Genomic DNA, 23,826 nt, shown 5'->3' with positions numbered 1-23,826 from the left:
AGCCCCACTTTAATTGCTCGCCCCTGCCTCGGCAATCGCAGCTTCTGCCTCTTCCTTTGTTTCCCGAAGGAATGTGGGAATATCCGCATCTGATTCGGCAAACTTTTGGAGATCTAAATTCACGTAACGATCTAAATGGCTATATTTTTCAAATGTTGCGGGCTCTAGGGCGAAAAAGACAGATGTATCGCGTGTAGCATATTGATCTAGTTCCGAACCAAATTCCTTCAATACTTCTGGTTCAATGACAGCAGGTCCTGATGCCATTGTTTTCACAATGTTAATCTGATTGTCAGTGGATAAGTATTCCTCTAACACATGGAAGGCTGACAATTTATTCTTGCTGTATGTCGTTACCACCATCGTCGCCGTACCAAGATATGGTCCTGTCGTCGGTTTATCCTCCCAAACAGGTACAGGTGCAAGATCCATTTTTTCCTGATAGGCAAGATCTCCCCATCCATAGGCCAAATAGTTATGCCAATTAATAACCATTGCTGCTTTCTTTTGCGCAAACATCTCATTTTCAATGGCTGTTTTACTACGCATACCAGGGATACTATAATAATCTTTCATCAACTCTAGATAGGACTTGAATTCAGATTTCTCTGTAATCAAGACCTCTCCCGTTTCCCGATCGGTCATCGCTGTTGCAAGCTGTTTTAGTGGCACTTGAGCTACTTCACCTGTTGAGCCACTGCCGCCAAATTCAAGCCCGATGTACATTTGACCATTTCGCTCTGCCGTCATTTTTGCGGCAATTTCTAATGTCTCCTTCCATGTCATGGGTTTATCTGGATCAGGATATGGCATACCGAATAAATCGAATACTTCCTTATTGTAGTAAAGTGCAAATAAACCTGTTCCATCTGGCAACCCGATTAATCGATTGTCGGAATCAAAGCCTTTCACAAGCGAAACAAGCGCAGGGTTCAGTTTACCAACATCGAAATTTTCTTGCTCAACGAGATCATCAAGAGGGTAAATAGCGTCTAATTCTTCTAATGGAGCAATATTAGTTGGCGATGATACAATGATGTCAGGCACAACATCAGCTGCAAACAATTCTTGTAAACCTTGGCTCGATCCATCATAGCTCGCATATTTTATCTCCAAATTCTCAAGCTTTTCATCAATTGGACCAAAGCGTTCATTAAATTGCCCCTCGTCCCATGGATAGGCAATTGTCATTGTTATCGGATTCTCGGCAGTCCCTTGTTCTTCATCAGCAGTCTGTGACTTTTTCTCTTCTTTCTTTTCTGCCTCTCCACCTGACTGCTCACCATTTGAACACGCTCCGACAAGTATACTCAATATCATTAATCCTAAAATTAAATACCATTTACGATGAACAATGCTCATAACCTTTCACCCCAATTAACTTTGTTATCCTTTCTTCCTGACGAGATACTTAGCATAGCTGTTACCCGGTAAGAACAATCAACACCCCAATAAATATTTATATATTTATATTTTGCTATCAATTTTTCACTACCCTCCTCTCCATGTAGCAGCGATGAAACGCTTAATACTATTTTGCATTATATGGTGTGAATTTCATATGAATCTATTTGAATAATTCAACACTTCCGAGTTGTACCAAGAAGTAGTTGCTCGGAAACATCTCTTAGTCGAATTTTTTAAATTAAAAAACCATGAGATCTTTCTCATGGTTACCTAGATAATTTATTCAATTCCGCACCTTACATATAACTGACATTAATGCCATTTGTATCACGCTCATTACATAGGCATAAACAAGTATGGACCCAATAATAATGTAAGGTGACCAGAACATGTGGACGAGTAAACTGATGCCACTAGAAACTGCGTACATGACAACAATAAGGGCTAAAGAAACAATTAAAGACTGTTTCAAATAACTTCTACTACGTTTCATTGCTGAAGCTATGCTTACATAATCAACTACTATTGAAAATTCTAGATAAATAAATATAATGCGCAAGAACATAAAAAAAGCAAGTGAAGCAAAAACGCCGATTATATTAAAGAATAGAACTAGAAAAGCTGTCACTCCAATTTTCCCTAAAAAAACAATTACTTCTAGGAAAATGAACTGTAACCAATACTTTTTTCCTTCATTTAAAAACTGTGAAAAACGAAAACTCTTATTCATGACAACCGCATATAAAAAACTTATGTATCCGCCTTGAAGAAAGGCTCCTATTATGATCATTATCACGACTACAAGCCATGTATATGTAGGTTTATCTACCGCAGCATTTAAAAACTCAAGATTATTTGCAAATAACGGGATATTCGCCAGATGGCTAACTGATGGTAGTCCCATTTCCAATATTAGGCGAATTGATACTATCTCTTTTCCATAGAAACCAATGATAGAACAACCGATAACTAATGAAAGTAGATCAAATAAAATCGGATATAAAAGGAGAGTATAGTGGCGATGAATGTTCCCAAATGCTTTTACTAATATCATTATGCCCTCCGCAATATTACTTTAAATTTTTGATACTATTTCTTTGTTAGATGTAGGGATACTTACCCAAAATCTAGAACCTTTATTAGGTTCACTATGAACACCAATTTCCCCTCCATGCGCAAGTATAAGTGCTTTTGAGATGCTCAAACCAATACCTGATCCACCATTATCACGTGATCGTGACTTATCAGTCCGGTAAAAACGATGAAAAACAAATGAAAGATCTTCTTCTGATATGCCTATGCCGGTATCACGACAATAAATAATCGATTTATCTTCATAACTTTCGACACCTATTTCAATCCGCCCCCCCTTGGGAGTATATTCAAGGGCATTTGAAATAATATTTGTAACTACTTGAATGATTCGATCAGGATCTACATATGCCGTACATGGTCTGTTCGGATGTTTAAAATGGAGCTGAATTTCTTTTTGTTTAGCTATAAACAAAAACCCTTCATATGTTCCTTTTACCAAATTAACTACATTGACTTTTCTTATATTTAATTTAAACCGTGCTCCTTCTGCTTCTGATAACTTTTGTACGCTAATGACTAATCTCGACAGTCTTTCCACTTCATCATAGATATCCTGTAAGTTCTTTGTTGTTGTTGGGTAGACACCATCAATGATCGCTTCCATTCTCATAAGTACTGATGTTAGTGGTGTACGTAATTCATGAGTCAAATCTTCCATCATCTGCTTACGCCAACCCTCTAGATTATTAAACTCTGTTAATAAACTATTAGTACTATCAATCAATTGTTTAACTTCCTCTGTCCCTTTTCTTGGTATAAATGCTTCACGATTACCTTTCAATACCCGGAGAGCGGAAAAGGATGATGCTTGTATTTGTTTAGAAAGCACTTTTGCTATGATAAAACTGAAAACGATTATTAATATAACACCAATTTGCATGATATAACGCTGTATATTATTAATTTTCTGTTGAAACATGGATAGTGCTGGTGAACTTATTGAATGCTCTAAATCATAATAAGCCCGTAAATACCCATTTAACTTACCATCTGTAATGATTGGAACATCCACAGAAAAGGATTTTTCGTATGCAGTATAATCTAAATCATTTTTTAATAGTATTTCAGTTAAATCTTCATTTAATAATTCAACCGGAGTTGAAAATTTATCAGACATATTTTTAAACAATTCCCTATCATTCTCTGCATGCGGAAACTCTTCCATTTTAGTAGTAATAATATAACTCATATTATATGTTTGTTCTGTAAAATAACCTTTCTTGTATTGCATGAATAGCCTATCTGAAAAGGTTGAAATAACTAGATATAATATAATTACCGACATGATAGAAAAACTTGCTAATACGAAAAATAAAATCGTTTGTGTTCTTCGAAAAAAGTGTTTAAATATCATTGAGCCTCATCCAAATGACAGTTAAACTTATACCCTGATCCAATTTTAGTAACAATATACTTAGGATTCTTTGGATCTTCTTCGATCTTTTTTCGTAAGTTTTTGATGTGAGCATCCATGGTACGACCATCGCCTATAAATCGATACCCTTGAACTATATATGTTAAATCTTGCCTACTGAAGACTTTCCCAGGCTTTTTTACTAGGGCATCTAGAATTTTAAATTCGGTAAAAGTTAAATTAACTACTTTATTGCTAACTAACAATTCTTTTGTTTCAAAATTAATAACCAGGCTTTTGTGATTAAAATACAATATCTTTTTACTTTCCTTTGTAACCATTTCAATTCTTCTCAATAAAGCATTAATACGGGCCAAGACTTCTTTAATTCGAAATGGTTTAGTTATATAATCGTCCGCGCCTAAATTTAGTCCATTGATCATATCTTCTTCTCTCGATTTTGCCGAAATGATAAAAACCGGTACATTCGATATTGTTCTAATTTCCCTACAAACTTCTTCACCTGATAATTTTGGAATCATAAGGTCTAAAACTACTAAATCTATTTTGAACTTTCGTATCTTCTTCATTGCATCTAATCCATCACTAGAGGTCAAAACATCCCATCCTTCTTTCAAAAAATAAGACTTTAGAACATCACGAATCGAAACCTCATCCTCAACAATCAGAATAGCCATAATGAAACCTCCTGTTTAATTTTCTCATTTACTCGAGTTCATAGCCTATATTCCTCGTATTGATTAAATGATTTTATAGATTTTTAATTATTCCGCAAATTCACCAAATACACAAATTCCACTCACAAAAGTGAAACTTGTAATAGTTACTTCAATAATGTCTTATTACTATTTTATTAGCATATTTTTTTTACTTTTTACTCCTTAATACTTGCGCGCAATTGGAGTATTTAATTAACATTCATTCGTATCTGTAACATCTATGTAATCTAAATTATACTCAGCTATATTGTAAGCGTCAACACACCTTGAAATTTATCCCTCTATGTAATTTTTTTATTGATATGTTAGTTTTGCAATTTTGATGATAATACCTTTGTGCAACACGGTTTAGCTTCTTTAATTCAACTTAATTTCATATCTTATGGGTCTTATCAGTTTTTGATTTACAGAAACCATTGGCACGTATGTTACATCATTCTTCTTTATCTCTACGTTTACCAAATAAAAAAAGCAACCCTTTTTCAAGAGCTGCCATTTTAACATCTACTAATCTATTAAACCAATTTCTTGTAAAAATTCCTTCGCAACAACTTCAACCATCATTCCCTCATTATCTACTTTCGCGTTCATACTTTGCATATTTGGTTCATCTATTTTGCCTTCCAATAATTGTAACACTTCTTCCAATTCTGGATATTGTTCTAACGTATCCTTTCTTATGAGTGGAAGTGCATGGTATGGAGGAAAAAATGATCGATCGTCTTCTAAAACTCTCAAGTCGTATAATTGAAGTTGACCATCTGTTGTATATGAATTAATCACATCAACTTCCTTTGATCCAAAAGATCGGTACATGATACCATGATCCATTCCTTTTACATCTTTAAATTGAATATCATATTCTTTTTGGAATCCTGGCAATCCATCCGGACGATCGATAAATTCAAATACTGCACCGAGAATAAATTGGTCGGATACTTCTGCAAAGTCACTAAATGTAACCAAGTTAAGCTCCTCTGCTCTCTTTTCATCAAGCGCAAGTGTGTATGTATTATTAAAACCAAACGTGTTGAAGGCGATAATTCCGTCTTCTCCAACAAGTTTCTTCGTTTGTTCCAATGTTTCTTCGGCATTACCAGGCGTTTCATTATAATAATTAGCTACAATCGTTCCTGTGTAGTCAGGTATCACTTGAATATGGTCATTAAGCATCGCATTCCAAACGACGTTTGAACCGCCAAGATTTTCTTTGTATATTACTTTTATATCCGTTTTCTCTTCAATTAACTGCCCAATTAAATTAGATAAAATAATGCTTTCCGTATTGTTTCTTGAACCCACTGTAACTGAATCTCCACTTTTCAGAATACAACCGGAAAGGAGGACTGAAAGTATCATTAACAAAAGTATATATTTTTTACGTTTTATCATAGTTTCTCCTTTACTTTAGTCCTTCTGGTGTTGTCCAGCGCTCAACTGAACTAAGTAGAATTTCAAGAATAATCGCTAATAAGGCTGCCGGAATAGCTCCTAATAGTATTAGCCCATCAATACCGCGCGTAATCCCTAAAAAGATAAAGTCTCCAAGTCCACCTGCACCGATAAATGCTGCTAATGTTGCAGTACCAACATTGATAACAGCTGCCGTTCGAATTCCAGCCATCATGACAGGAATGGCAAGAGGTAGTTCTACTTTGAATAATATTTGCCAGTTTGTCATTCCTATTCCTTTCGCAGCTTCCCTTGTTCCTTTATCAACATCTTTTATTCCAGCATACGTATTTCGAATGATTGGTAATAACGAATATAAAAATAAAGCAGCAATCGCTGTTTTTATACCTATACCAAAAATTGGGATCATGAATCCTAACAGTGCCAGGCTAGGCACCGTTTGCATGACACCTGCTCCACCCATCACAACTGTGACTAATGATGGAACCCTTGTAATCAAAATACCTAAAGTCACACCGACAATAATTGCTAGTATCATTGAAAAAAACACGAGTTGTATATGTGTAAATGTTGACATTAATACTTCTTGCCAACGTAATTGTGATTGTTGAATAAATTGTTCCCATATCGTTAATTTATTCATTCAGTTACCTCCATTTCTGTCCACTGACTAGACAAAGCAGACAGTAATGATCCTCGTGTAACTACGCCAATTACCTTTTTACCTTTGTCTACAATCGGAATTATGCCATCTGGTGCTTCATCCATCATAAGAATGGCATCTTTTGCAGTTGCCGTATCAAATAAAAATGGCTCCGGAGTAAACATAATCTCCTCAATCTTTTCTATTACTTTCATTTTTGCGATGAGATCATAGGCAGTCATAATGCCTAATAATACATCATTTTCATCTACAATAATTAACGTATTTACTTGACGTTTACGCATCATTGAAAGTGCCCTTTCAGGAGAGCGTTTAGGTAGGGAGGTTAAAGGCTTTTCATTCATCACATCCGTGACCGACATTAAATCAGGATTTTGCATGATACGATGTTTACCAATAAAGTCCTCTACAAAACCGTGGGAAGGCTCGTGTAATAATTTTTCAGGGGTGTCTAACTGAAGTAATTTTCCATCTTTCATAATTGCGATTCGATCACCTAATTTTAAAGCTTCGTCCATATCATGTGTGACAAAAACGATCGTTTTTTTTAGTTTTTGATGTAATGAAATCAATTCTCCCTGCAACTGTTCTTTAGTAATTGGATCCAGCGCACTAAATGGTTCGTCCATTAAAATGACTCGTGGGTTTGTTGCTAATGCTCTCGCAACCCCGACACGTTGCTGCTGACCTCCAGATAATTCTTTCGGGTAACGTTTAGCGTATATTTCAGGTTCCAAACCGACCATTTCCATAAGCTCTCGTACCCGTAGCTTTGTTTTTTTCTCATCCCAACCCTTTAATTCTGGAACAACCCCAATATTCTTCTCGATTGTATAGTGGGGAAATAGGCCGATTTGCTGAATAACATATCCAATATTTCTTCTAAGTTCCGCCGCATTTAATTTTGTAATATCCTCGCCATCGATTGAAATTTTACCAGTTGTATGCGGTATCATCCGATTAATCATTTTCATGGTCGTTGATTTACCAGAACCACTTGGTCCGATGAGTACTAAAAGTTCTCCTTCTTGAATGTCAAAACTAACAGAGTCTACTGCCTTAAAACCGTCATCATACACTTTGCTTACATTTTCAAATTTAAGCATGTGAACCTCCTGTTTTACTTTTACAAAAAAAAAACTACTTTTCACCTCCTTAGTGTTGACTAAACTAAGGAAACCCTAGGTAACAAAAGGGCTGTGAAAAAAAGCATCTACTAAAAGTATACATGTATGACAACTTTGTTACAAACCGTACAATCCCGATACAACTCTGAAATTTCTCACTATTCATGCAACCTATGTAAGAAACTGTGTTAATGATGCCTATTACTCTCATATCCTATGTATTACTCTAGATATCGTATAATAATTCCATATAAATATATCCTCACAAAATAAATAAGGATATTATTTACCTTGTGTGGATGATGATAGAAATGACCATTTGTATGCTAGTTGAATATAGAAATTAATAATAGAAATTAGTTGTGAAATGATCACCGACGATATTAACGCTACATATTTTCCCACCTAAATTAAAAACGATAATAGCCTTGAACCCTTCCATCTATCGGGGTTCAAGGCTATTATCAAGCATCAAGTGCAATTATTTTACTGTAAATATATCCTCCAACCACACCGATAATCCCGGGGATGATCCAACCTACGCCTTGTCCATAAAGTGGGAAATACTCTAATATTGGATCGAGATACCGGGATAAAAATGTGACATTTATTGTTTCGATTAAACTAAATAAACCTGTTAACAAAATTGGGAAGAAATACATCACTCTTGTTTTTATATATGAATCAAATAATCCAATAATAATAAGCGCAACAGCCATTGGATAGATGGCACCAAGAATTGGAACAGAAACATTAAGAATTTGTGTCAATCCTAAGTTGGCGACAATAGTACTCAATATTACTAATACAATCGCCCAGCCTTTGTACCTTAACGTAGTTAACGCTTTGGAGAAATATTGACTGCAGGAGATAACAAGACCAATCGATACACAGAGACAAGCGAGTATAAATAATATCCCCAACATAATTGACCCGCCAAAGCCAAATAATTCATACATGACAATCGTTAATACTTTTGCCCCATTATCAGCTTGTCCTAGTGATGTACTTGAGGCTCCTACATAACCTAGAATACTGTACATTAACGCAAGTAAAATTCCTGCACCAATTCCGGATATCATCATATATTTAGATATCTTTTTAGGATCTTCTACTCCTTTGGATCGGATGGTGTTAGCAACCACAATTCCAAACACAAGCGCCGCCAAAGCATCCATAGTTAAATAACCGTCTAAAAACCCCTGCAAAAGTGGGCCAATTTGATAATTTTTAGCAGGTACTTGAAATGATCCCATCGGCACAAAAAGACTTTTAATAAAGATAACTAAAATCATACATAAAAGTAAAGGAGTCAGCAGCTTACCAAATCGATCAATAAGCTTTGATGGGTTTAAACTCAACCATAGCACAACACTAAAGAAAATAATCGAATAAATCAGTAGCATAAGGGGGTTATCTGCTAGACCGATTGGCAAAAATGGTTTCATTCCCATCTCAAAAGCCATCGTTCCAGCACGCGGAATAGCCAAACCTGGCCCGATTGAAATATAAATCAAAAATGGAAAAACAATCGCAAATAAAGGATGTACCCTTTTCGTAAGTGTTTCGAAACTGCCTGCTTTCGCGATGGTCAAAACACCAAGTATGGGAAGCCCAACAGCAGAAATAATAAATCCAGTTAAAGCGAGCCACATATTATTACCAGCAGCATATCCTAAAAAGGCAGGAAATATTAAATTACCTGCTCCAAAAAACATGGAAAATAACATCAAACTAATGAAGAGAAGTTCTCTTTTTGTAAATTGCTTCATGATGTCCCTTTCCTTTCGAATCAATAGATAAAATTATAACAACTAGTATCGCTCATATCCACAGGAATAAAAATTCAAATTACTCATAATTATATGTCAGGCTACAAGTGAAAAATCTAAGATTAATAGCAAAAAATAAGCCAGTAATTATTCTCGACTAGGAGATAATTACTCGCTATTTTAACGTAACATTGGAAGCATACCGTTTAGAAAAGCTTTTTTCTAAGAAACTACGGGTACCTCAACATACTTTTCCCCTTTTTCCATAGAACTCGAACAAAGAGGGCAATTTTTACTAGTATGAATTTGCTCTTCATCTGATGTAATTCGTTGCCAGGCTATACATTTATCTGAGGTGCAAATCCATGCTTTTATTTTCCGTCTTTCTGTGTTGATCTCCTTTACTTTCCCACTACGCCTAATTATTGCTTTCTTTTCTCCATTATCAAAAACATCCCGGATAAAGCGAGATACTTCAATTTTATTCCCACGATAAAAAGAAGGTGAACTAATGTATAGTTCCTCTTTTGCTCTTGTAATTGCTACATAAGCTAGCCTTCTCTCCTCTTCAATGGCCTTAAGCATTTCAGCCTCTGCAGTTGCTTTTAGCTTCACATCTTCATACTTTTTTACGTCTATCGCAGTAATATGAGGGACAATACCTTCTGACGCTCCAATAAAAAAAACAATAGGAAATTCTAGTCCTTTCGCTTTATGAATCGTCATCATTTTTACGACATTAGCATCCGGATTATTTGCTACCATTTTCATTTGCTCATGCCGCTTTTTCATATCTTTAATAAAATGGAGCATATCTTCCAGTTTTTCAAAGCGACTTGCCGATGTTTCTAGCTCATCTAATTGTTCCTTTATAGATTCTTTCTGAGTTGTGACAGTTTTTTGATCATGTGTTTCAAGATACTTATCATAAAACTGTTGGCGTATTCGTCTCACAGCCAATTTTGGTTCTAATGATGGTAATTGTTTAAGTAAGTTTGTTTTTTCTACAATTGATTTACGCTGATACGGCTTAAGTGTTGATAATGCAGCGATATGATCGATAAGACTTTCTCTTGGATGGCGCATTTGTTCCGCATGTACTTGCTGCATCCCTGCATCTCTTTGAATATACATAGTTGGTAATATCGTTTCAAAAGCGTGCCAGTCAAGAGGGTTCAGTGCTAATTTCAAATAAGCCATTACCGGACTAATGATACTTTGCTCATAAAAGAAGTTACCACCCATGCCAAAATCATAGAAGGGAATTTCCTCTAGTGCAAGTTGTTCGAAAATGGCCCTACTATTACTCGCTGTCCGATGTAAAATAGCAATATCATTATATTTACAAGTACCTTCATTTACTTTCCTCATAATTTCTTCTGCGATCCACTCCGCCTCTTCATCAGTAGACCAAGGCCTTAAATAGAACGGTACAATACTGCTTTTTCTTGTCGACTCTAGCTGTTTTTCCTTACGTATTTTATTCTGGTAGATGACCGCATTTCCTAATCCTACAATTGGCGAAGTAGATCGGTAGTTAATCGTTAAAACGATTGTTCTTACATCAGGGTATAACTGATCAAAATCCAATATAATATCATTCTTTGCCCCCTGAAATGCATAAATCGTCTGATCATCATCTCCGACAACACATAAATTATTTTGAGGAGCGGCGATTAGTTTTACTAATTCATATTGCAACGGATTCGTATCTTGAAATTCATCAACCATGACATATTGAAAACGTTGTTGCAACGTTTGAAGTAATCGCTCATCCTTTCTAAGCAGTAAAAATGCTTCTGTTAGAACATCGTCAAAATCAAGCTTTTGATTGTTAACTTTCCACTGTTCATAGTAACCAGCTAACTGCTTAATTTGTTTTTCGGCCGCTGATGTTTCTGGCATATCCGCCACAGTTTTACCGTTCATTTTATATAATGAAAGTAGGGATAAAACAGACTCAGGTTGAAAGTCATCGGGGATGCTGAATTCCCTCATTTTCTTTTTTAAAATAATTTGTTTAAATTTTTCATTTGCCAACATTTCCTGACGATAGCCGGAATGCCTCAGTATTTGCAAGAAAAAGGAATGAAACGTTCGGACTTCGATCTTCCTCGCCCGCCCCGCGTCCATACCTGGTAAGGAAGCAATTCGTTCCCTCATCTCGTCAGCCGCTTTTTTGGTAAATGTCATCAACAAAAGGCTTTGTGGTGCAACTCTTTGTACATTCAATAAATAACCAGTTCGGCATACGAGTACAGACGTTTTCCCCGTTCCTGCACCAGCCAAAATTAGCAGCGAACCATCTACATGCCTTACAGCTTCTATCTGAGAACGATTTAATTGTATTTCTTGCTGTTCTAACCCTCGGAAATAAAACGCATCTTTATCCGATTCTGTTACTAAATCTACACTCGTTGCTGTTTCTGCGATCTCTGCAAAAGGTAACTCATGCAAATTTGCACCTGCAGGCAACTTAAAAAAGCGTGGTTTTTCTTTTACATTCATAGTTATTTTACTCCCTATATATAATAGAATCTTATTAGACGGTACTCTTTATCTGCCATTTATTATATTTTCTAAGTAAAACTAAAAAAGGCAACCCAATGTTGGTCACCTTATTAGTTGTAAAAGTGGAAGTTAGTTTATAATCAATTATTTTGGAACAATAATGTAAACTGAAAATACTATTTCTCATCATGTTCATGGATGTTGATTTATTAATGAGCTATCAATATATTTATAATGAAATTACTCACTAAAGACAAACGACCTAGTGTTCACTTCTTCACTCACCTATTATATCATTATTTTGTATACCTTTTAATATTTATCAAAAACAAATAGCTATAAATCACTCGCTTTTCCTTAAGATTTAGTTACAGGATCAATCGCGTCCTTGCCTGTAACGACTGCAACTAGATTCTTAGCTGCTCTCATCGCCATCGCATCACGTGTTTTCAAAGTCGCAGACCCTATATGGGGAACAGTCACGACGTTTGGCATTTTAAGTAAAGGATTGTCCTTTTCAATAGGTTCTTTTTGAAAAACATCTAGCCCTGCTGCATGGATCTCTTTATTCTGTAATGCTTGAATCAGTGCTTTTTCATCAACAGTTTGTCCACGAGACACATTGATAAAAATAGCTGAGTTTTTCATTAATTTAAATTCCTTCGCGCCAATTAAATGTTGAGTTTCTGGAGTTAATGGGGTCATCAACACAATGAAGTCCGACTTTTCCAATAGTGTATCTAGATCACAATGTACCGCATCAAACTTTTTCTCTGCTTCAGGCTTTCTGTTTCGATTGTAATAAAGCACATCCATATTAAACCCAAACTTCGCCCTTCTTGCGATTGCCTCACCAATTCTTCCCATACCGATAATTCCAATTGTTGTACTATGTACATCAAGCCCATAGAACACTTCATCATCTTTTGTTGGCTCCCATTTCCCATCTTTAACGAAACAATCCAACTCTGTCATTCTTCTAGCCGAAGCTAACATAAGTGCAAATGTTAAATCCGCAACAGTTTCATCTAATACATATGGCGTATTCGTTCCAATCACATTCCGCTGTCTCATGGCTTCTAAATCAAAATTATTATATCCAACAGACATATTACTAACAATTTTTAAATTTGGAGCATGGTCAAGTAACTCAGCATCAATCTTACCACCACTAGTAATTATTCCATCTACGTTTGCAATCTCCCGAAATAGTACTTCACGGGGAATCGGCCCCTCCTCTTCCCATTGGCTAATATCACAATGCTCAGCAATATACTTTCTTACTTCTTCAGGAACTGGTAATGTAAGATATACCTTAGGTTTCATACTATATTCCTCCTTGGGGTTTTGTATTCGACAAAAAACAATAAATTTCAGGTGGTGCCTGACGCTACTAAAGATAGGAGTTTTAACAATGACATTTGTAGGTTTTGTAAAAAGTGACTTTGATACTTTTCATATTAAAGGTTTAGAAGAAAGAATGGAAGCAATTCAAGATAGAATCCAACCGAAATTCCAAATAATTGGTGATATCTTGACAGATGATTTAGCTGCAATTCTTGGAAATGAAATGTTCCTACATATTGCAAAGCATGCAAGAAGAACGGTTAATCCACCACAGGATACATGGCTCGCAATTTGTAATAATAAACGAGGATATAAACAACATCCACATTTTCAAATTGGCCTTTTCGACGATCATCTCTTTATCTGGCTGGCATTTATTTACGAATTACCAGGTAAAACAGAAATCGCAAAGACTTTCTTAAAAAATACCAAAATGATCAAAGATACGATACCTAATGATTATGTCGTTTCACTAGATCATATGAAAAAAGGCGCTGTTTCTATTGAGCAACTAAACTTGACCAAGGCTTTAGAACGTTTTCGCGATGTAAAAAAATCAGAATTTTTGATCGGTCGACATATAGCCATAAATGATCCTATTTTACAAAATGGCGAAAAACTGATCCAATTAGCGAAGGAAACTTTTGATACATTGATTCCTATTTATCAATTAGCCTACTCATCATAATTAGTTGAAAAGCAATATCCAAATACCTCCTTAATCGGGAAGCCCGTAAAAAGAATATACTTTTTATGGGCTTTCTTTATTTAGGAATCAGACTATTCGCAATAGATGTTATAATGGGGATTAATAATAGATTGCACTTCACGGACCTAACAATTAGCGGCACAGTTTTTCGAGCACAATCGATTAAGGAGGATATATCCAATGGCTGATACAATCAAACGTCTAGGTATTGGTATTCGGGAGAATAGCTTTACCGATATTTTCGGGAGGCAGGTACTACTTCACGGTATTAATATGGTGTGCAAGGATGCAAAACAAAATTATATAGGGGATTGGGGGGAAGATGATTTCAAAAAGATTCAAAGCTGGGGGTTTAATGTCATCCGATTTGGTGTGATTTGGGATGGACTGGAACCAGAACCAGGATCATATAATGATTCGTATATAGAGGAGCTTCGTCACTTGATTCAGTTGGCTCACAAGAAAAATCTGTACATTATCCTTGATATGCATCAGGATTTGTATAGTTCGGTATATGCCAGTGGTGCTCCTTATTGGGCTACATTCACAGATGGAGAAACGTATGAACCTGGTCATGTATGGAGTGACGCTTATTTATTTAATGGTGCCGTTCATAGAGCGTTCGATCACTTTTGGAGTAATACACCAGCCCCAGATGAAATAGGTATCCAAGATCATTTTGTTCAAGCCTGGGGATATCTCGTAGAAAAGCTACATAACGAACCGAATATTATCGGTTACGATATAATAAATGAACCCTTCGTCGGCAGTCCAGCTCTTCAAGTAAACGAAAAAATGTTTGCTAAATATGCAGAAATGTATAGTAATCGTTATGGGGATGTCGACACAGAAGAATTATTTGCCGCCTGGGTAGATCCACAAAAGAAACATGATTATCTTCGTTTACTTGAAGATGTAGATGCATTTAAACAAGTAGTAGATGCGCCCAGCCAAATTTCACACCCTTTCGAGCAGTCTACACTCTCACTACTGTACCGTAAAGTAGCTGACACCATTCGTGAAAACGATAAACAAGGTATCTTGTTCTTAGAAACAAATTATTTTTCTAACTTAGGTACTCCAAGCATGATTGAACCAGTGGAGAATGCGAAAGGTGATAGGGATCAACTTCAAGCCTACGCACCGCACGCATATGATTTGGTTACAGACACCCATTTAGCGCATACAGCTAATGATAAGCGATTGGAGTTTATTATTAATCGACACGAACAAACGCGACAAAGACTAGATATGCCCATGCTCATAGGTGAATGGGGGGCATTTTACGATTCGGACAAAACAGCGCATGTTTCCGTCCATATTCAACATATCATGGAGCAGCTCCTATGCAGTGACACATACTGGCATTATACACCGCAGATGGATAGCAGCCTTTCTTTCTTAGGCGTATGCCGAGGCTACCCGATGGCAGTTACAGGAAGGCTGTTGCAATATCGTTACGAACATAGCCTGAAATCTTATCATATGAAGTGGGACGAAACGAATGATAGCGACGTACCAACTATCGTCTATCTTCCAGACATTCGAAAAATAACGGACGATAGTGTAACCTTGGATCCCGATGATAGCCTTTATACGATTCACCCAATTGAAGATTCTTATGCCGGTTTGATGGAGATCCCCCCTATCACGGATGGCATCCGGAGCTTGGTCATAGTTGGGGCAAAAGAATAGAAAGTTCAAGTTAGAAGGATGAACCCTTATCTAAAAGATAGGGGGATTCATCATTTAATCCTTTTAGAATTTACATCGGAATTTTCAACTGCTTTTGCCGATTCGTCGTAATTGCTAGGCCAAACATTAGCAAAATCCCAATTGCAACAAGAACGGTTGGAATAATAAAGATTTGCGGTTTATATCCTTCAATTAAAAATGGTAATACGTAGCCAATGAGGGAGGCCATTTGAAATAAAAAGACATAGATGCTTGAGCCAAAGCCAATCTTTGTGTGAAACATTCTTTGCACATAGCCCATCACTACACCGTACAAAACGGATACATAAAAAGAATAGAGCGGCTGCACAAGGAAAAATACGAATAGTGGTGGACTCGTGCTATAAATAAGATAGGTGATTACCGCACAAAAACTGCTTAATAAAATCACGCGCTTACTGCCAAATTTCATTGCCCAATATCCAGCAAACGTCATAAATAGCAATTCAAATACTGCTTGTACACTCCATAAATAAGACATTAAATATGGCTTTTCAAATAAATCAACAACAATAAGCGGTAAATAAAGTCCTCTTAATGAATCAGCACAACCGAGTAAAAGGAGAGCAAGGAGCATAATAAAAGAAAAGGTTTCTCCCTTTGTGCTGGCAGCATTCGAATCTACACCTTCATACTCTTTATAGAAGAGTAAAAGAATGAAAAGGAAAAGGTAACCAAAAAAGTTTCCTATCAATATTCCTTTAAAACTAGCAAATAAGTAAAGATTTGCCCCGACTAGTAATCCAACAAAAAAACCCACACTCATCATCGCCCGCAGCCATATTTGTGCTATTTCATAAATAGTAGGTGCAAGCTGCATAAAATGATTACGTGCCATCGCATAAAACTGTCCCATAATTAAGCCTGAAGGCGCGATCGTGATGACCATACCAATTAACGCCCCTATATATGTATCCGCTTGCATATATATGATGAGTCCAGCCATACACAAGAGTAATGCGAAAAGCGGCAATGGCTTTTTTCGTTGCATTTTATCGCTAATAAAACCCACTAAGATCGTGATAGTCATATTTAGCAAAACAGATATTGAAAAAATCGAAGCAATTTCTACCTTAGATAACCCAATACCTTCACTCATATACACAGCATTCATCGGCGCTAATATCCCCGTTCCAATCCCATACAAAAATAACCCAAGCAAGAGGAACCATGCCCCTTTTATGTTTAAAAATGCTCGTATATCACTAATTATATTCATATTCCCTCCTATTTTTTCAACATACAGACATCTCTTGCTACAAGGCCTCCCAACTACGATTAGCTGATAATAAGTGCAAGCTTATTTAGAGGCTCTCTAGTAAATTATCTTTCTAATCTAAATTCTACCTCGCCACCTAGCATCTTACAAGAATACTTTAATAGAATAAGGAAAATATATTATTCTATACCATTAGATATTGGTAAATAAAGTCCGTTAATATAAAATGAATGCAAGAAGGATTTTCCTGGAATCCTTCTTGCATTCACATACATTCTATCTATTATAGTAAAATTTGGTATCACTCATCCGTTCCTCGATCCAGTCTATACAATTGTTGATAGCGCTCATTTGTTTTCATCAATTGTTCATGGGTTCCTTTCATGACAATCTGCCCTTTATCTAAAAATAAAATCTGATCCATTTGTTCAATTCCAATTAAATGATGGGTGATCCAAATGACCGTTTTATCTTTTAAGCTTGTTAATATCGTTTCAATCAGCTCAAATTCCGTTTCCGGGTCTAATCCAACCGTCGGTTCGTCAAGCACAACAATCGGTGTATCTTTTAATAAGATTCTCGCTAATGCAATCCGCTGTCTTTCTCCTCCGGAAAAGCGCTGTCCCGTCTCTTCCATTTGAGTTTGCAATCCATTGGGAAGGGAATGAATATATGCATCTAGTTTCACTTGTTTAATAACGCGTTCTATTTCTTCTTTCGATGCTTGTTGATTCCCTAGGCGAATATTATTTTCCACAGTTGTCGCAAATAAATAGGGCTTCTGATTTAATACACCCATCAATTCATATATCTGCTCTCCATATTGCACTGGCTTATGATCATTTACGAGAATATTTCCAGCAGTTGGAGAGAGTGCTCCTTGCAGTATTTGCAACAAAGTAGATTTTCCCGCGCCGCTTTTTCCAAGCATTGCTATTTTTTGTCCATGTGGAATAGCTAAAGACACTTCATGAAGTGCATCAGCTTGTTGCCCTTCATACCTATGGGTAACATCCTTGATCGTTAGATCCACTTTTTTAGCAATTTCGATCATAGCATTGCTTGTTTCTTCTTCGGGAACAAACTTTCGAATTGATTCAATTCTCGTCAGTGATTCTTGATATGCCGGAATCCGTTCGATCGCGTGAGAAAGTGGGATTAACCCTTCTATAATCGGCAATGTAACCAATGTAAAAGCAGCAATATAGACAGGACGAATATCACCTTGTATCGCGGAAAGTCCAGCCCAAATGCCAACCATTAAAACGATCAAGCCTGAGATAATTTGCAATTGTAGCTGACGCGATTGATTCCAATTGGCCAATTTCTTTTCAACAACATGACTGTCGCGGCTAATGTCCATAAAGTCAGTAATAAATCGCTCTTTTTTCCCACTAATAATCCAGTCACTAATCCCAAATACAGCATCAGTAAGTGTTTGATATAAGCGGTTGCGTATAAGCTTTGAATCCCGTTGCCACTTCTTTAAAAGGAATAAAGAAAGCAATGGGTATGCGAACACAATCACGCTTAAACAGAATCCGATCCAAATAGCAAACAACCAATTAAATAAAGCTAATACTGTGATCGCATAAACAAATAAAAATAGGCCGATCACGGTTGGAAAAATAGTACGAATATACACATCTTGCAAATGCTCAATATCATCCGCTAAGGTACCAAGTAAATCACCTGTTTTAAAACGAGAACGAATAAATAATGCTTGCGGTTCAAGCATCCCATATAATTTCACCCGTAACTCTGATAGTATTTTTAAGACGGCATTATGACCTGCCAATCTTTCCAGGTAACGTGTCACTGCTCTTGACAGTCCAAATGTCCGAACACCTACGATTGGGATATACAATAGCAATATTGTTGCTGGCATTTCTGAGGCACGAGAAATTAAAAAGCCGGAAGTAAAGGTCAGCATTGCGGCTGATAAAACCGATAATACACCTAATAATATAGTGGCAATCATTAGCTTTTTGTACTTTTTTAAATACGGTGATATATAGGATTGAAATAATTTCATACCTTCATTCCCCTCCTATGTGCCTGGATCAATCGGTCATATGCCCCTGATTTACCTGCTAATTGCTCATGTGTTCCTGTTTCAACGATTTGACCATTTTCCACCACAAAAATAAGATCCATATTTTTCATCCAATGTAAGCGATGTGTCGCAAAGAAAACCAATTTATTTTCTAATATTGGTAACATCATTTCTTTGATCTCATGCTCGGTTTCGATATCTAAATGAGCTGTCGGTTCATCAAATAATAGAATCGTTCGATTTTGCAATAGTGACCGTGCAAGTGCAATCCTTTGCTCTTCCCCTCCACTTAAAGACCTGCCACCTTGTCCAATTTTTTCATCGAAGCCTTTCGGAAAATGACTAATTAAATCAGTCAATCCAGTCATTTCTGCTGCGTGTTCAATTATATTCTGTTGTGCATCAGGCTGATAAAATGCGATATTTTCCGATACTGTGCCAGAAAATATATAAGGATGCTGTGGAATATATGTTACTTGATCCTGCCAAACCGGTATGGCAAGATCATCCAAGTCAATCCCATCAAACTCAATAATTCCTGTAGTTGGACGAGTAAATCCCGATAATAAGTCAATCATTGTTGATTTTCCTGCACCGGATGCGCCAACAATACCAATTTTTTGATGCCCCTTTACTGAGAAATTGATATTCTTAAGGATATCCCGACCGTCTTCTGACTGCTTATTTAAATTACGAACCGTTAAGCTGCTATTTTCCGACCAACTTAAAAGTGTTGGTGTCGCAACGGTTCGATCGCCCGTATTTTCTGCTAACAAGCTCCGAATTTGCGCACCAGCTTCTTTCCCATCCATCGTCGCATGAAAGTCATTTCCTAGTTCTCGGACTGGCGAGAAGTAATCGGGGGCTAAAATCAAGATTGCTAATGCTACCTCAAGACCGATATGCCCATTAACAAGCCGCAACCCAAGTTCTACTGCGACAACTGCTACGGATAAACTTGAGAAAAAATCCAATGAAAATGTAGACAAAAAAGCAACGCGAAGTGTTCGATTCGTTGCTATCCGATATTTATTACTCACAATTTCAATTGCTTTTTTATGTGACTTACTACGTCCCAAATATTTTAATGTGACAAGACCGCGAAGTGAATCAACAAAATGGCGTGAAAGCAACTGATACGTGTCTAGCTGCGCATCCATTTGTTTTCTTGCGGCAAGCCCTAGTAAAATTAAAAAGGCGATCATAATCGGCATCACAATTCCTAGAATAATCCCAGAGATCCGATCCATCGTAAAAATATAAACGACCAAAACGATTGGAATTATCCCCATTGATAATAAACGGGGAATAAACAATTCTAAATACGTTTTGAATTGAGGAATTCCCTCAAGTGCAAGTGTAATTAGGCTTCCTGAACCATGTTTCCCAATACTACGGGGTCCAAGTTTAAACACTTGCCTAATAAGTAATTGTTGAAATTCTAGCGCAGTGAGATCAGCAAACCGATACGTTACTCTCTCCTTTCCCCATTGCAGAAAGTGGCGAGAAATATGTGCCCCAAGGAAAATAAAAAACGAGGGAAGGACTGCTGACCAAGCAGTCCCATGAAACATCTGTGTAATTGCTTTCGATAAATATAAAGCTTGAACGATAATAGCGACTGCTTGGACAACTGTGAGCAACCCGACAAGTGCCATGACAGATTTACTACCTTTGTAGTGAAGCAAATGTTTATCCATTAGTATTCTAAATGCTCCTTCTCCTCCGTCACTCGTTTACGGAATATATAATAACTCCAAATCGTATAACCAAGCACGATTGGAATCATTGTTGCTGCAACAATTGTCATTATACGCAAGGAATATTGCCCAGAAGCGGCTTTATAAATGGACATATTATTAGCTACATCCACTGAACTGATCATTACATTAGGAAATAAGGCGATAAAAAAGGATGTCATAATCAGAATGATAATTAATCCAGTCATTGTGAAACTAAGTCCTTCTTTTTTATTGCGTAAAAGAATGAATAGTAAACCATATAATATTATCGCGATCACATATATAGGAATTAAGATCGATCCCTTTTCTGTAAATGCCTCTGTATAAATCGCAGTTAAAACAATAAATGCTACGAGAACCGCTCCGCTAATAATATATATTTTCTGTGCCTCTTTACGTGCTCGTTCCCGCATATTTCCAGTCGTTTTCAGTGAAATAAACATCAACCCATGTAAATAGGACAATAGCACAAATAAAATTCCACCGATCACTGTATATATATTCACAAAATCTAATAATCCCGCATACATATTCATATCTTCGTCGATCGGGAGACCCTTAATTAAACTGGAAAATACGACACCAAGTAAAAATGGCGGCAGTATGCTCCCTAGCAGTATGGACCAATCCCATGTTTTAACCCATCGTTCCGTCTGTACCTTCCCTCTAAACTCAAATGCTACACCTCTTGCAATTAACGCAAGTAGTAACACAACGAATGGAATATAAAAACCACTGAATAACGTTGCATACCAATGGGGAAAAGCAGCAAACATCGCGCCGCCAGCTGTTATTAGCCATACTTCATTCGCATCCCAAAACGGACCAATTGTATTAATTAACACCCGCTTTTCTAAGTCACTTTTAGCGAGAAACTTCGTACTCATTCCTACTCCGAAGTCAAATCCTTCGAGAAACATGAATCCGACAAATAGAACACCAATTAACACAAACCATATCTCACTTAGCTGCATGTTCTAACCCTCCCGTCTCAAAAGGATCTGTAGTAGAAATATCATCTTTTGGTTTTTCATGTGGTCCTTGTTTAATTACTTTAATGAACAAAAACACCGTCGTAATTCCAAGCAATGTATAAATTGTCGAAAAGGAAATAAGCGAAAATAATATCTGTCCTGCTGAAACATTCGGAGAAATCCCATCAGCTGTTTTCATTAATCCATTAACAACCCATGGCTGCCGTCCCATTTCTGACATAATCCAACCAAAGGAGTTTCCGATAAATGGTAATAATATGACAGGAACCATTATTTTTAAGTATTTTGTACTTTTTTCTAGCTTTTTCCGATACGATAAAAATAAACCTAATGAGCTTAATAGAATTAACATTCCACCAGTTCCAGCCATAATCCGGAAGCTCCAAAATGTTGTTTTTACAGGTGGCACATAGCTTCCGTCACCATATTTCAACACATATTTTTCCTGCAGTGTATTCATTCCTTGGACTTTTCCTTCAAACTTACCATATGCTAAATAACTTAATAGGTAAGGAATTTCCAGTCGATTCGTACTAACTTTATTTTCTACATCAATTTTAGTCACGAGCGTCCATGCTGCCGGGTCATCGCTATCTTCCCACAATCCTTCAGCTGCTGCCATTTTCATCGGTTGTGCATGCATTAAATATGTTGCCTGCGAGTGGCCAGTGAATGCTAGCCCCAATCCGGCAATTAATCCGATAATTAATGAAACATTCATCGAACGCTTAAATAAATCGATGTCTTTCTTTTTTATTATATTCCACGCACTCACACCGATAATAAAGAACGCGCCTGTGGCGAAACTACCAAATACAGTATGCGGAAAAGCGACCCATAATTTTGGATTAGTCAGCAACGCAACAATATCATTCATTTCTGCTCTACCATTTTGCATTACAAAGCCAACAGGATTATGCATGAATGAGTTGGCAGCTAATATCCAAAATGCAGAAGCGATTGTTCCAATTGAAACAAGCCAAATACATGCCAAATGAAGCTTTGTAGGTAGTCGATTCCAACCAAAAACCCATAAACCAATAAAAGTTGATTCCATAAAAAAGGCAAATAACGCTTCAACTGCTAACGGTGCACCGAAAATATCTCCGACAAAGCGAGAGTAAGTAGACCAGTTCATCCCAAACTGAAACTCTTGAATAATACCAGTTACAACACCGACAGCAAAGTTAATTAGGAAAAAGATACTCCAAAACTTCGTCATCTTTAAATAAACTTCATCTTTTTTTATAACATACATGGTTTGCATAATCGCAATTAACAATGCTAAACCAATAGATAAGGGCACGAATATAAAATGAAACAATGTAGTTGAAGCAAACTGAATCCTTGCCAGTAAAACTGCATCCATTAATGTGATCCCTCCAAATTTGATCTATCTTCATTATATCTATAGAAACAAATTTGTTTGTGAACGTTTGAACAAAGTTTTGTTACAAAATAAGAAACTCTTAATTATGACACTTTCGTCACTGTTATACGTTAGACACAATTATATCCTGTAAACGCCTCATCATAAAAAGGAGCTGTCCGATAAATAGGAAAATCGGTAAAACGGCTTTCTGCTGATTTTTCATCTTGCTCTGATTTAAAAAAATGTCAGTTGATTGGAGTGGGGTGCGTTCAATTGACCTTGGGAGTGCCTTTTTCGCAGTTAGGGACATTCGGTTGGCGTTCGATTTACCTTCGTTCTGCTTTTTTTGCAGGGAGGGGCATTCGGGAGACGTTCGATTTACCTTAGTCCTGCTTTTTTTGCAGGGAGGGGCATTCGGGAGACGTTCGATTTACCCCTTTTTTGCAGTTAGGAGCATTCGGGAGACGTTCGATTTACCTTAGTTCTGCTTTTTTTGCAGTTAGGGGCATTCGGGAGACGATCGATTTACCTTAGTCCTGCTTTTTTCGTAGGGAGGGACATTCGGGAGA

Annotated in this window: 17 protein-coding genes; 2 read left to right on the top strand and 15 right to left on the bottom strand. The window is 36.8% G+C overall.

Features of this window, described 5'->3' with window-relative positions; translation table 11 throughout:
- Positions 1-9: 9 nt before the first annotated feature.
- From MHB53_RS21975 to MHB53_RS21930, 10 genes are all read right to left on the bottom strand, one after another.
- A complete protein-coding gene (locus MHB53_RS21975; RefSeq protein WP_340922438.1) occupies positions 10-1,362 on the bottom strand; it encodes an ABC transporter substrate-binding protein in 1,353 nt (450 codons plus the stop codon).
- Positions 1,363-1,690: 328 nt separating this feature from the next.
- Entirely contained in the window at positions 1,691-2,461 is a 771-nt protein-coding gene (locus MHB53_RS21970; protein WP_340922436.1) for a hypothetical protein, read from the bottom strand.
- A 21-nt stretch (positions 2,462-2,482) separates the two neighbouring features.
- Complete coding sequence (locus MHB53_RS21965; RefSeq protein WP_340922434.1) at positions 2,483-3,856, bottom strand: sensor histidine kinase; 1,374 nt, start codon at positions 3,854-3,856, stop codon at positions 2,483-2,485.
- The gene (locus tag MHB53_RS21960) at positions 3,853-4,554 is read right to left on the bottom strand and encodes a response regulator transcription factor (RefSeq protein ID WP_340922432.1); all 702 of its coding nucleotides are present in this window, start codon (positions 4,552-4,554) and stop codon (positions 3,853-3,855) included. The genes MHB53_RS21965 and MHB53_RS21960 overlap by 4 nt, the downstream gene beginning before the upstream one ends.
- Positions 4,555-5,103: 549 nt before the next feature.
- A complete protein-coding gene (locus tag MHB53_RS21955) occupies positions 5,104-5,988 on the bottom strand; it encodes a glycine betaine ABC transporter substrate-binding protein (protein WP_340922430.1) in 885 nt (294 codons plus the stop codon).
- A 10-nt stretch (positions 5,989-5,998) separates the two neighbouring features.
- The gene (locus MHB53_RS21950) at positions 5,999-6,652 is read right to left on the bottom strand and encodes an ABC transporter permease (RefSeq protein ID WP_340922429.1); all 654 of its coding nucleotides are present in this window, start codon (positions 6,650-6,652) and stop codon (positions 5,999-6,001) included.
- On the bottom strand, positions 6,649-7,779 hold the full coding sequence (locus MHB53_RS21945) for a betaine/proline/choline family ABC transporter ATP-binding protein (RefSeq protein ID WP_340922427.1): 1,131 nt from the start codon (positions 7,777-7,779) through the stop codon (positions 6,649-6,651). The genes MHB53_RS21950 and MHB53_RS21945 overlap by 4 nt, the downstream gene beginning before the upstream one ends.
- 485 nt (positions 7,780-8,264) lie before the next feature.
- On the bottom strand, positions 8,265-9,572 hold the full coding sequence (gene brnQ / locus MHB53_RS21940) for a branched-chain amino acid transport system II carrier protein (protein ID WP_340922425.1): 1,308 nt from the start codon (positions 9,570-9,572) through the stop codon (positions 8,265-8,267).
- A gap of 222 nt (positions 9,573-9,794) precedes the next feature.
- Complete coding sequence (locus tag MHB53_RS21935; protein ID WP_340922422.1) at positions 9,795-12,080, bottom strand: UvrD-helicase domain-containing protein; 2,286 nt, start codon at positions 12,078-12,080, stop codon at positions 9,795-9,797.
- Between the two features lie 360 nt (positions 12,081-12,440).
- Positions 12,441-13,409: a 2-hydroxyacid dehydrogenase gene (locus MHB53_RS21930; protein ID WP_340922420.1), complete on the bottom strand. Its 969-nt coding sequence runs from the start codon at positions 13,407-13,409 to the stop codon at positions 12,441-12,443.
- A gap of 88 nt (positions 13,410-13,497) precedes the next feature.
- On the opposite strand from MHB53_RS21930, the gene MHB53_RS21925 reads away from it, so the two are divergent.
- Together MHB53_RS21925 and MHB53_RS21920 are read left to right on the top strand one after the other, a co-directional pair.
- On the top strand, positions 13,498-14,118 hold the full coding sequence (locus MHB53_RS21925) for a YktB family protein (protein ID WP_340922417.1): 621 nt from the start codon (positions 13,498-13,500) through the stop codon (positions 14,116-14,118).
- Positions 14,119-14,319: 201 nt separating this feature from the next.
- Complete coding sequence (locus MHB53_RS21920) at positions 14,320-15,834, top strand: glycoside hydrolase family 5 protein (protein ID WP_340922415.1); 1,515 nt, start codon at positions 14,320-14,322, stop codon at positions 15,832-15,834.
- Between the two features lie 70 nt (positions 15,835-15,904).
- Here the strand turns inward: MHB53_RS21920 and MHB53_RS21915 are convergent, their stop codons facing one another.
- The 5 genes from MHB53_RS21915 to MHB53_RS21895 form a co-directional block, all read right to left on the bottom strand.
- On the bottom strand, positions 15,905-17,092 hold the full coding sequence (locus tag MHB53_RS21915; RefSeq protein ID WP_340922413.1) for an MFS transporter: 1,188 nt from the start codon (positions 17,090-17,092) through the stop codon (positions 15,905-15,907).
- Between the two features lie 301 nt (positions 17,093-17,393).
- Complete coding sequence (cydC, locus tag MHB53_RS21910) at positions 17,394-19,127, bottom strand: thiol reductant ABC exporter subunit CydC (protein ID WP_340922411.1); 1,734 nt, start codon at positions 19,125-19,127, stop codon at positions 17,394-17,396.
- A complete protein-coding gene (gene cydD, locus MHB53_RS21905; protein ID WP_340922409.1) occupies positions 19,124-20,848 on the bottom strand; it encodes a thiol reductant ABC exporter subunit CydD in 1,725 nt (574 codons plus the stop codon). The genes cydC and cydD overlap by 4 nt, the downstream gene beginning before the upstream one ends.
- Positions 20,848-21,864 (bottom strand): cytochrome d ubiquinol oxidase subunit II, encoded by a 1,017-nt coding sequence (gene cydB / locus MHB53_RS21900; protein WP_340922407.1) that lies wholly within the window; start codon positions 21,862-21,864, stop codon positions 20,848-20,850. The genes cydD and cydB overlap by 1 nt, the downstream gene beginning before the upstream one ends.
- A complete protein-coding gene (locus tag MHB53_RS21895; protein WP_340922404.1) occupies positions 21,851-23,254 on the bottom strand; it encodes a cytochrome ubiquinol oxidase subunit I in 1,404 nt (467 codons plus the stop codon). The genes cydB and MHB53_RS21895 overlap by 14 nt, the downstream gene beginning before the upstream one ends.
- Between the last annotated feature and the right edge of the window lie 572 nt (positions 23,255-23,826).

The sequence above is a fragment of the Bacillus sp. FSL K6-3431 genome, assembly GCF_038002605.1.
Classification (GTDB): Bacteria; Bacillota; Bacilli; order Bacillales; family Bacillaceae_C; genus Lederbergia.
This window is presented reverse-complemented; position numbering and strand designations above follow the sequence as displayed.

Bases quoted from the DNA above. Each gene is read 5' to 3' on its own strand.
- MHB53_RS21945 (WP_340922427.1), bottom strand. From the start codon at position 7,779: ATGCTTAAATTTGAAAATGTAAGCAAAGTGTATGATGACGGTTTTAAG.
- MHB53_RS21925 (WP_340922417.1), top strand. From the start codon at position 13,498: ATGACATTTGTAGGTTTTGTAAAAAGTGACTTTGATACTTTTCATATT.
- cydC (WP_340922411.1), bottom strand. From the start codon at position 19,127: ATGAAATTATTTCAATCCTATATATCACCGTATTTAAAAAAGTACAAA.
- cydD (WP_340922409.1), bottom strand. From the start codon at position 20,848: ATGGATAAACATTTGCTTCACTACAAAGGTAGTAAATCTGTCATGGCA.
- MHB53_RS21920 (WP_340922415.1), top strand. From the start codon at position 14,320: ATGGCTGATACAATCAAACGTCTAGGTATTGGTATTCGGGAGAATAGC.
- MHB53_RS21935 (WP_340922422.1), bottom strand. From the start codon at position 12,080: ATGAATGTAAAAGAAAAACCACGCTTTTTTAAGTTGCCTGCAGGTGCA.
- cydB (WP_340922407.1), bottom strand. From the start codon at position 21,864: ATGCAGCTAAGTGAGATATGGTTTGTGTTAATTGGTGTTCTATTTGTC.
- MHB53_RS21915 (WP_340922413.1), bottom strand. From the start codon at position 17,092: ATGAATATAATTAGTGATATACGAGCATTTTTAAACATAAAAGGGGCA.
- MHB53_RS21975 (WP_340922438.1), bottom strand. From the start codon at position 1,362: ATGAGCATTGTTCATCGTAAATGGTATTTAATTTTAGGATTAATGATA.
- MHB53_RS21955 (WP_340922430.1), bottom strand. From the start codon at position 5,988: ATGATAAAACGTAAAAAATATATACTTTTGTTAATGATACTTTCAGTC.
- brnQ (WP_340922425.1), bottom strand. From the start codon at position 9,572: ATGAAGCAATTTACAAAAAGAGAACTTCTCTTCATTAGTTTGATGTTA.
- MHB53_RS21930 (WP_340922420.1), bottom strand. From the start codon at position 13,409: ATGAAACCTAAGGTATATCTTACATTACCAGTTCCTGAAGAAGTAAGA.
- MHB53_RS21970 (WP_340922436.1), bottom strand. From the start codon at position 2,461: ATGATATTAGTAAAAGCATTTGGGAACATTCATCGCCACTATACTCTC.
- MHB53_RS21950 (WP_340922429.1), bottom strand. From the start codon at position 6,652: ATGAATAAATTAACGATATGGGAACAATTTATTCAACAATCACAATTA.
- MHB53_RS21895 (WP_340922404.1), bottom strand. From the start codon at position 23,254: ATGGATGCAGTTTTACTGGCAAGGATTCAGTTTGCTTCAACTACATTG.
- MHB53_RS21965 (WP_340922434.1), bottom strand. From the start codon at position 3,856: ATGATATTTAAACACTTTTTTCGAAGAACACAAACGATTTTATTTTTC.
- MHB53_RS21960 (WP_340922432.1), bottom strand. From the start codon at position 4,554: ATGGCTATTCTGATTGTTGAGGATGAGGTTTCGATTCGTGATGTTCTA.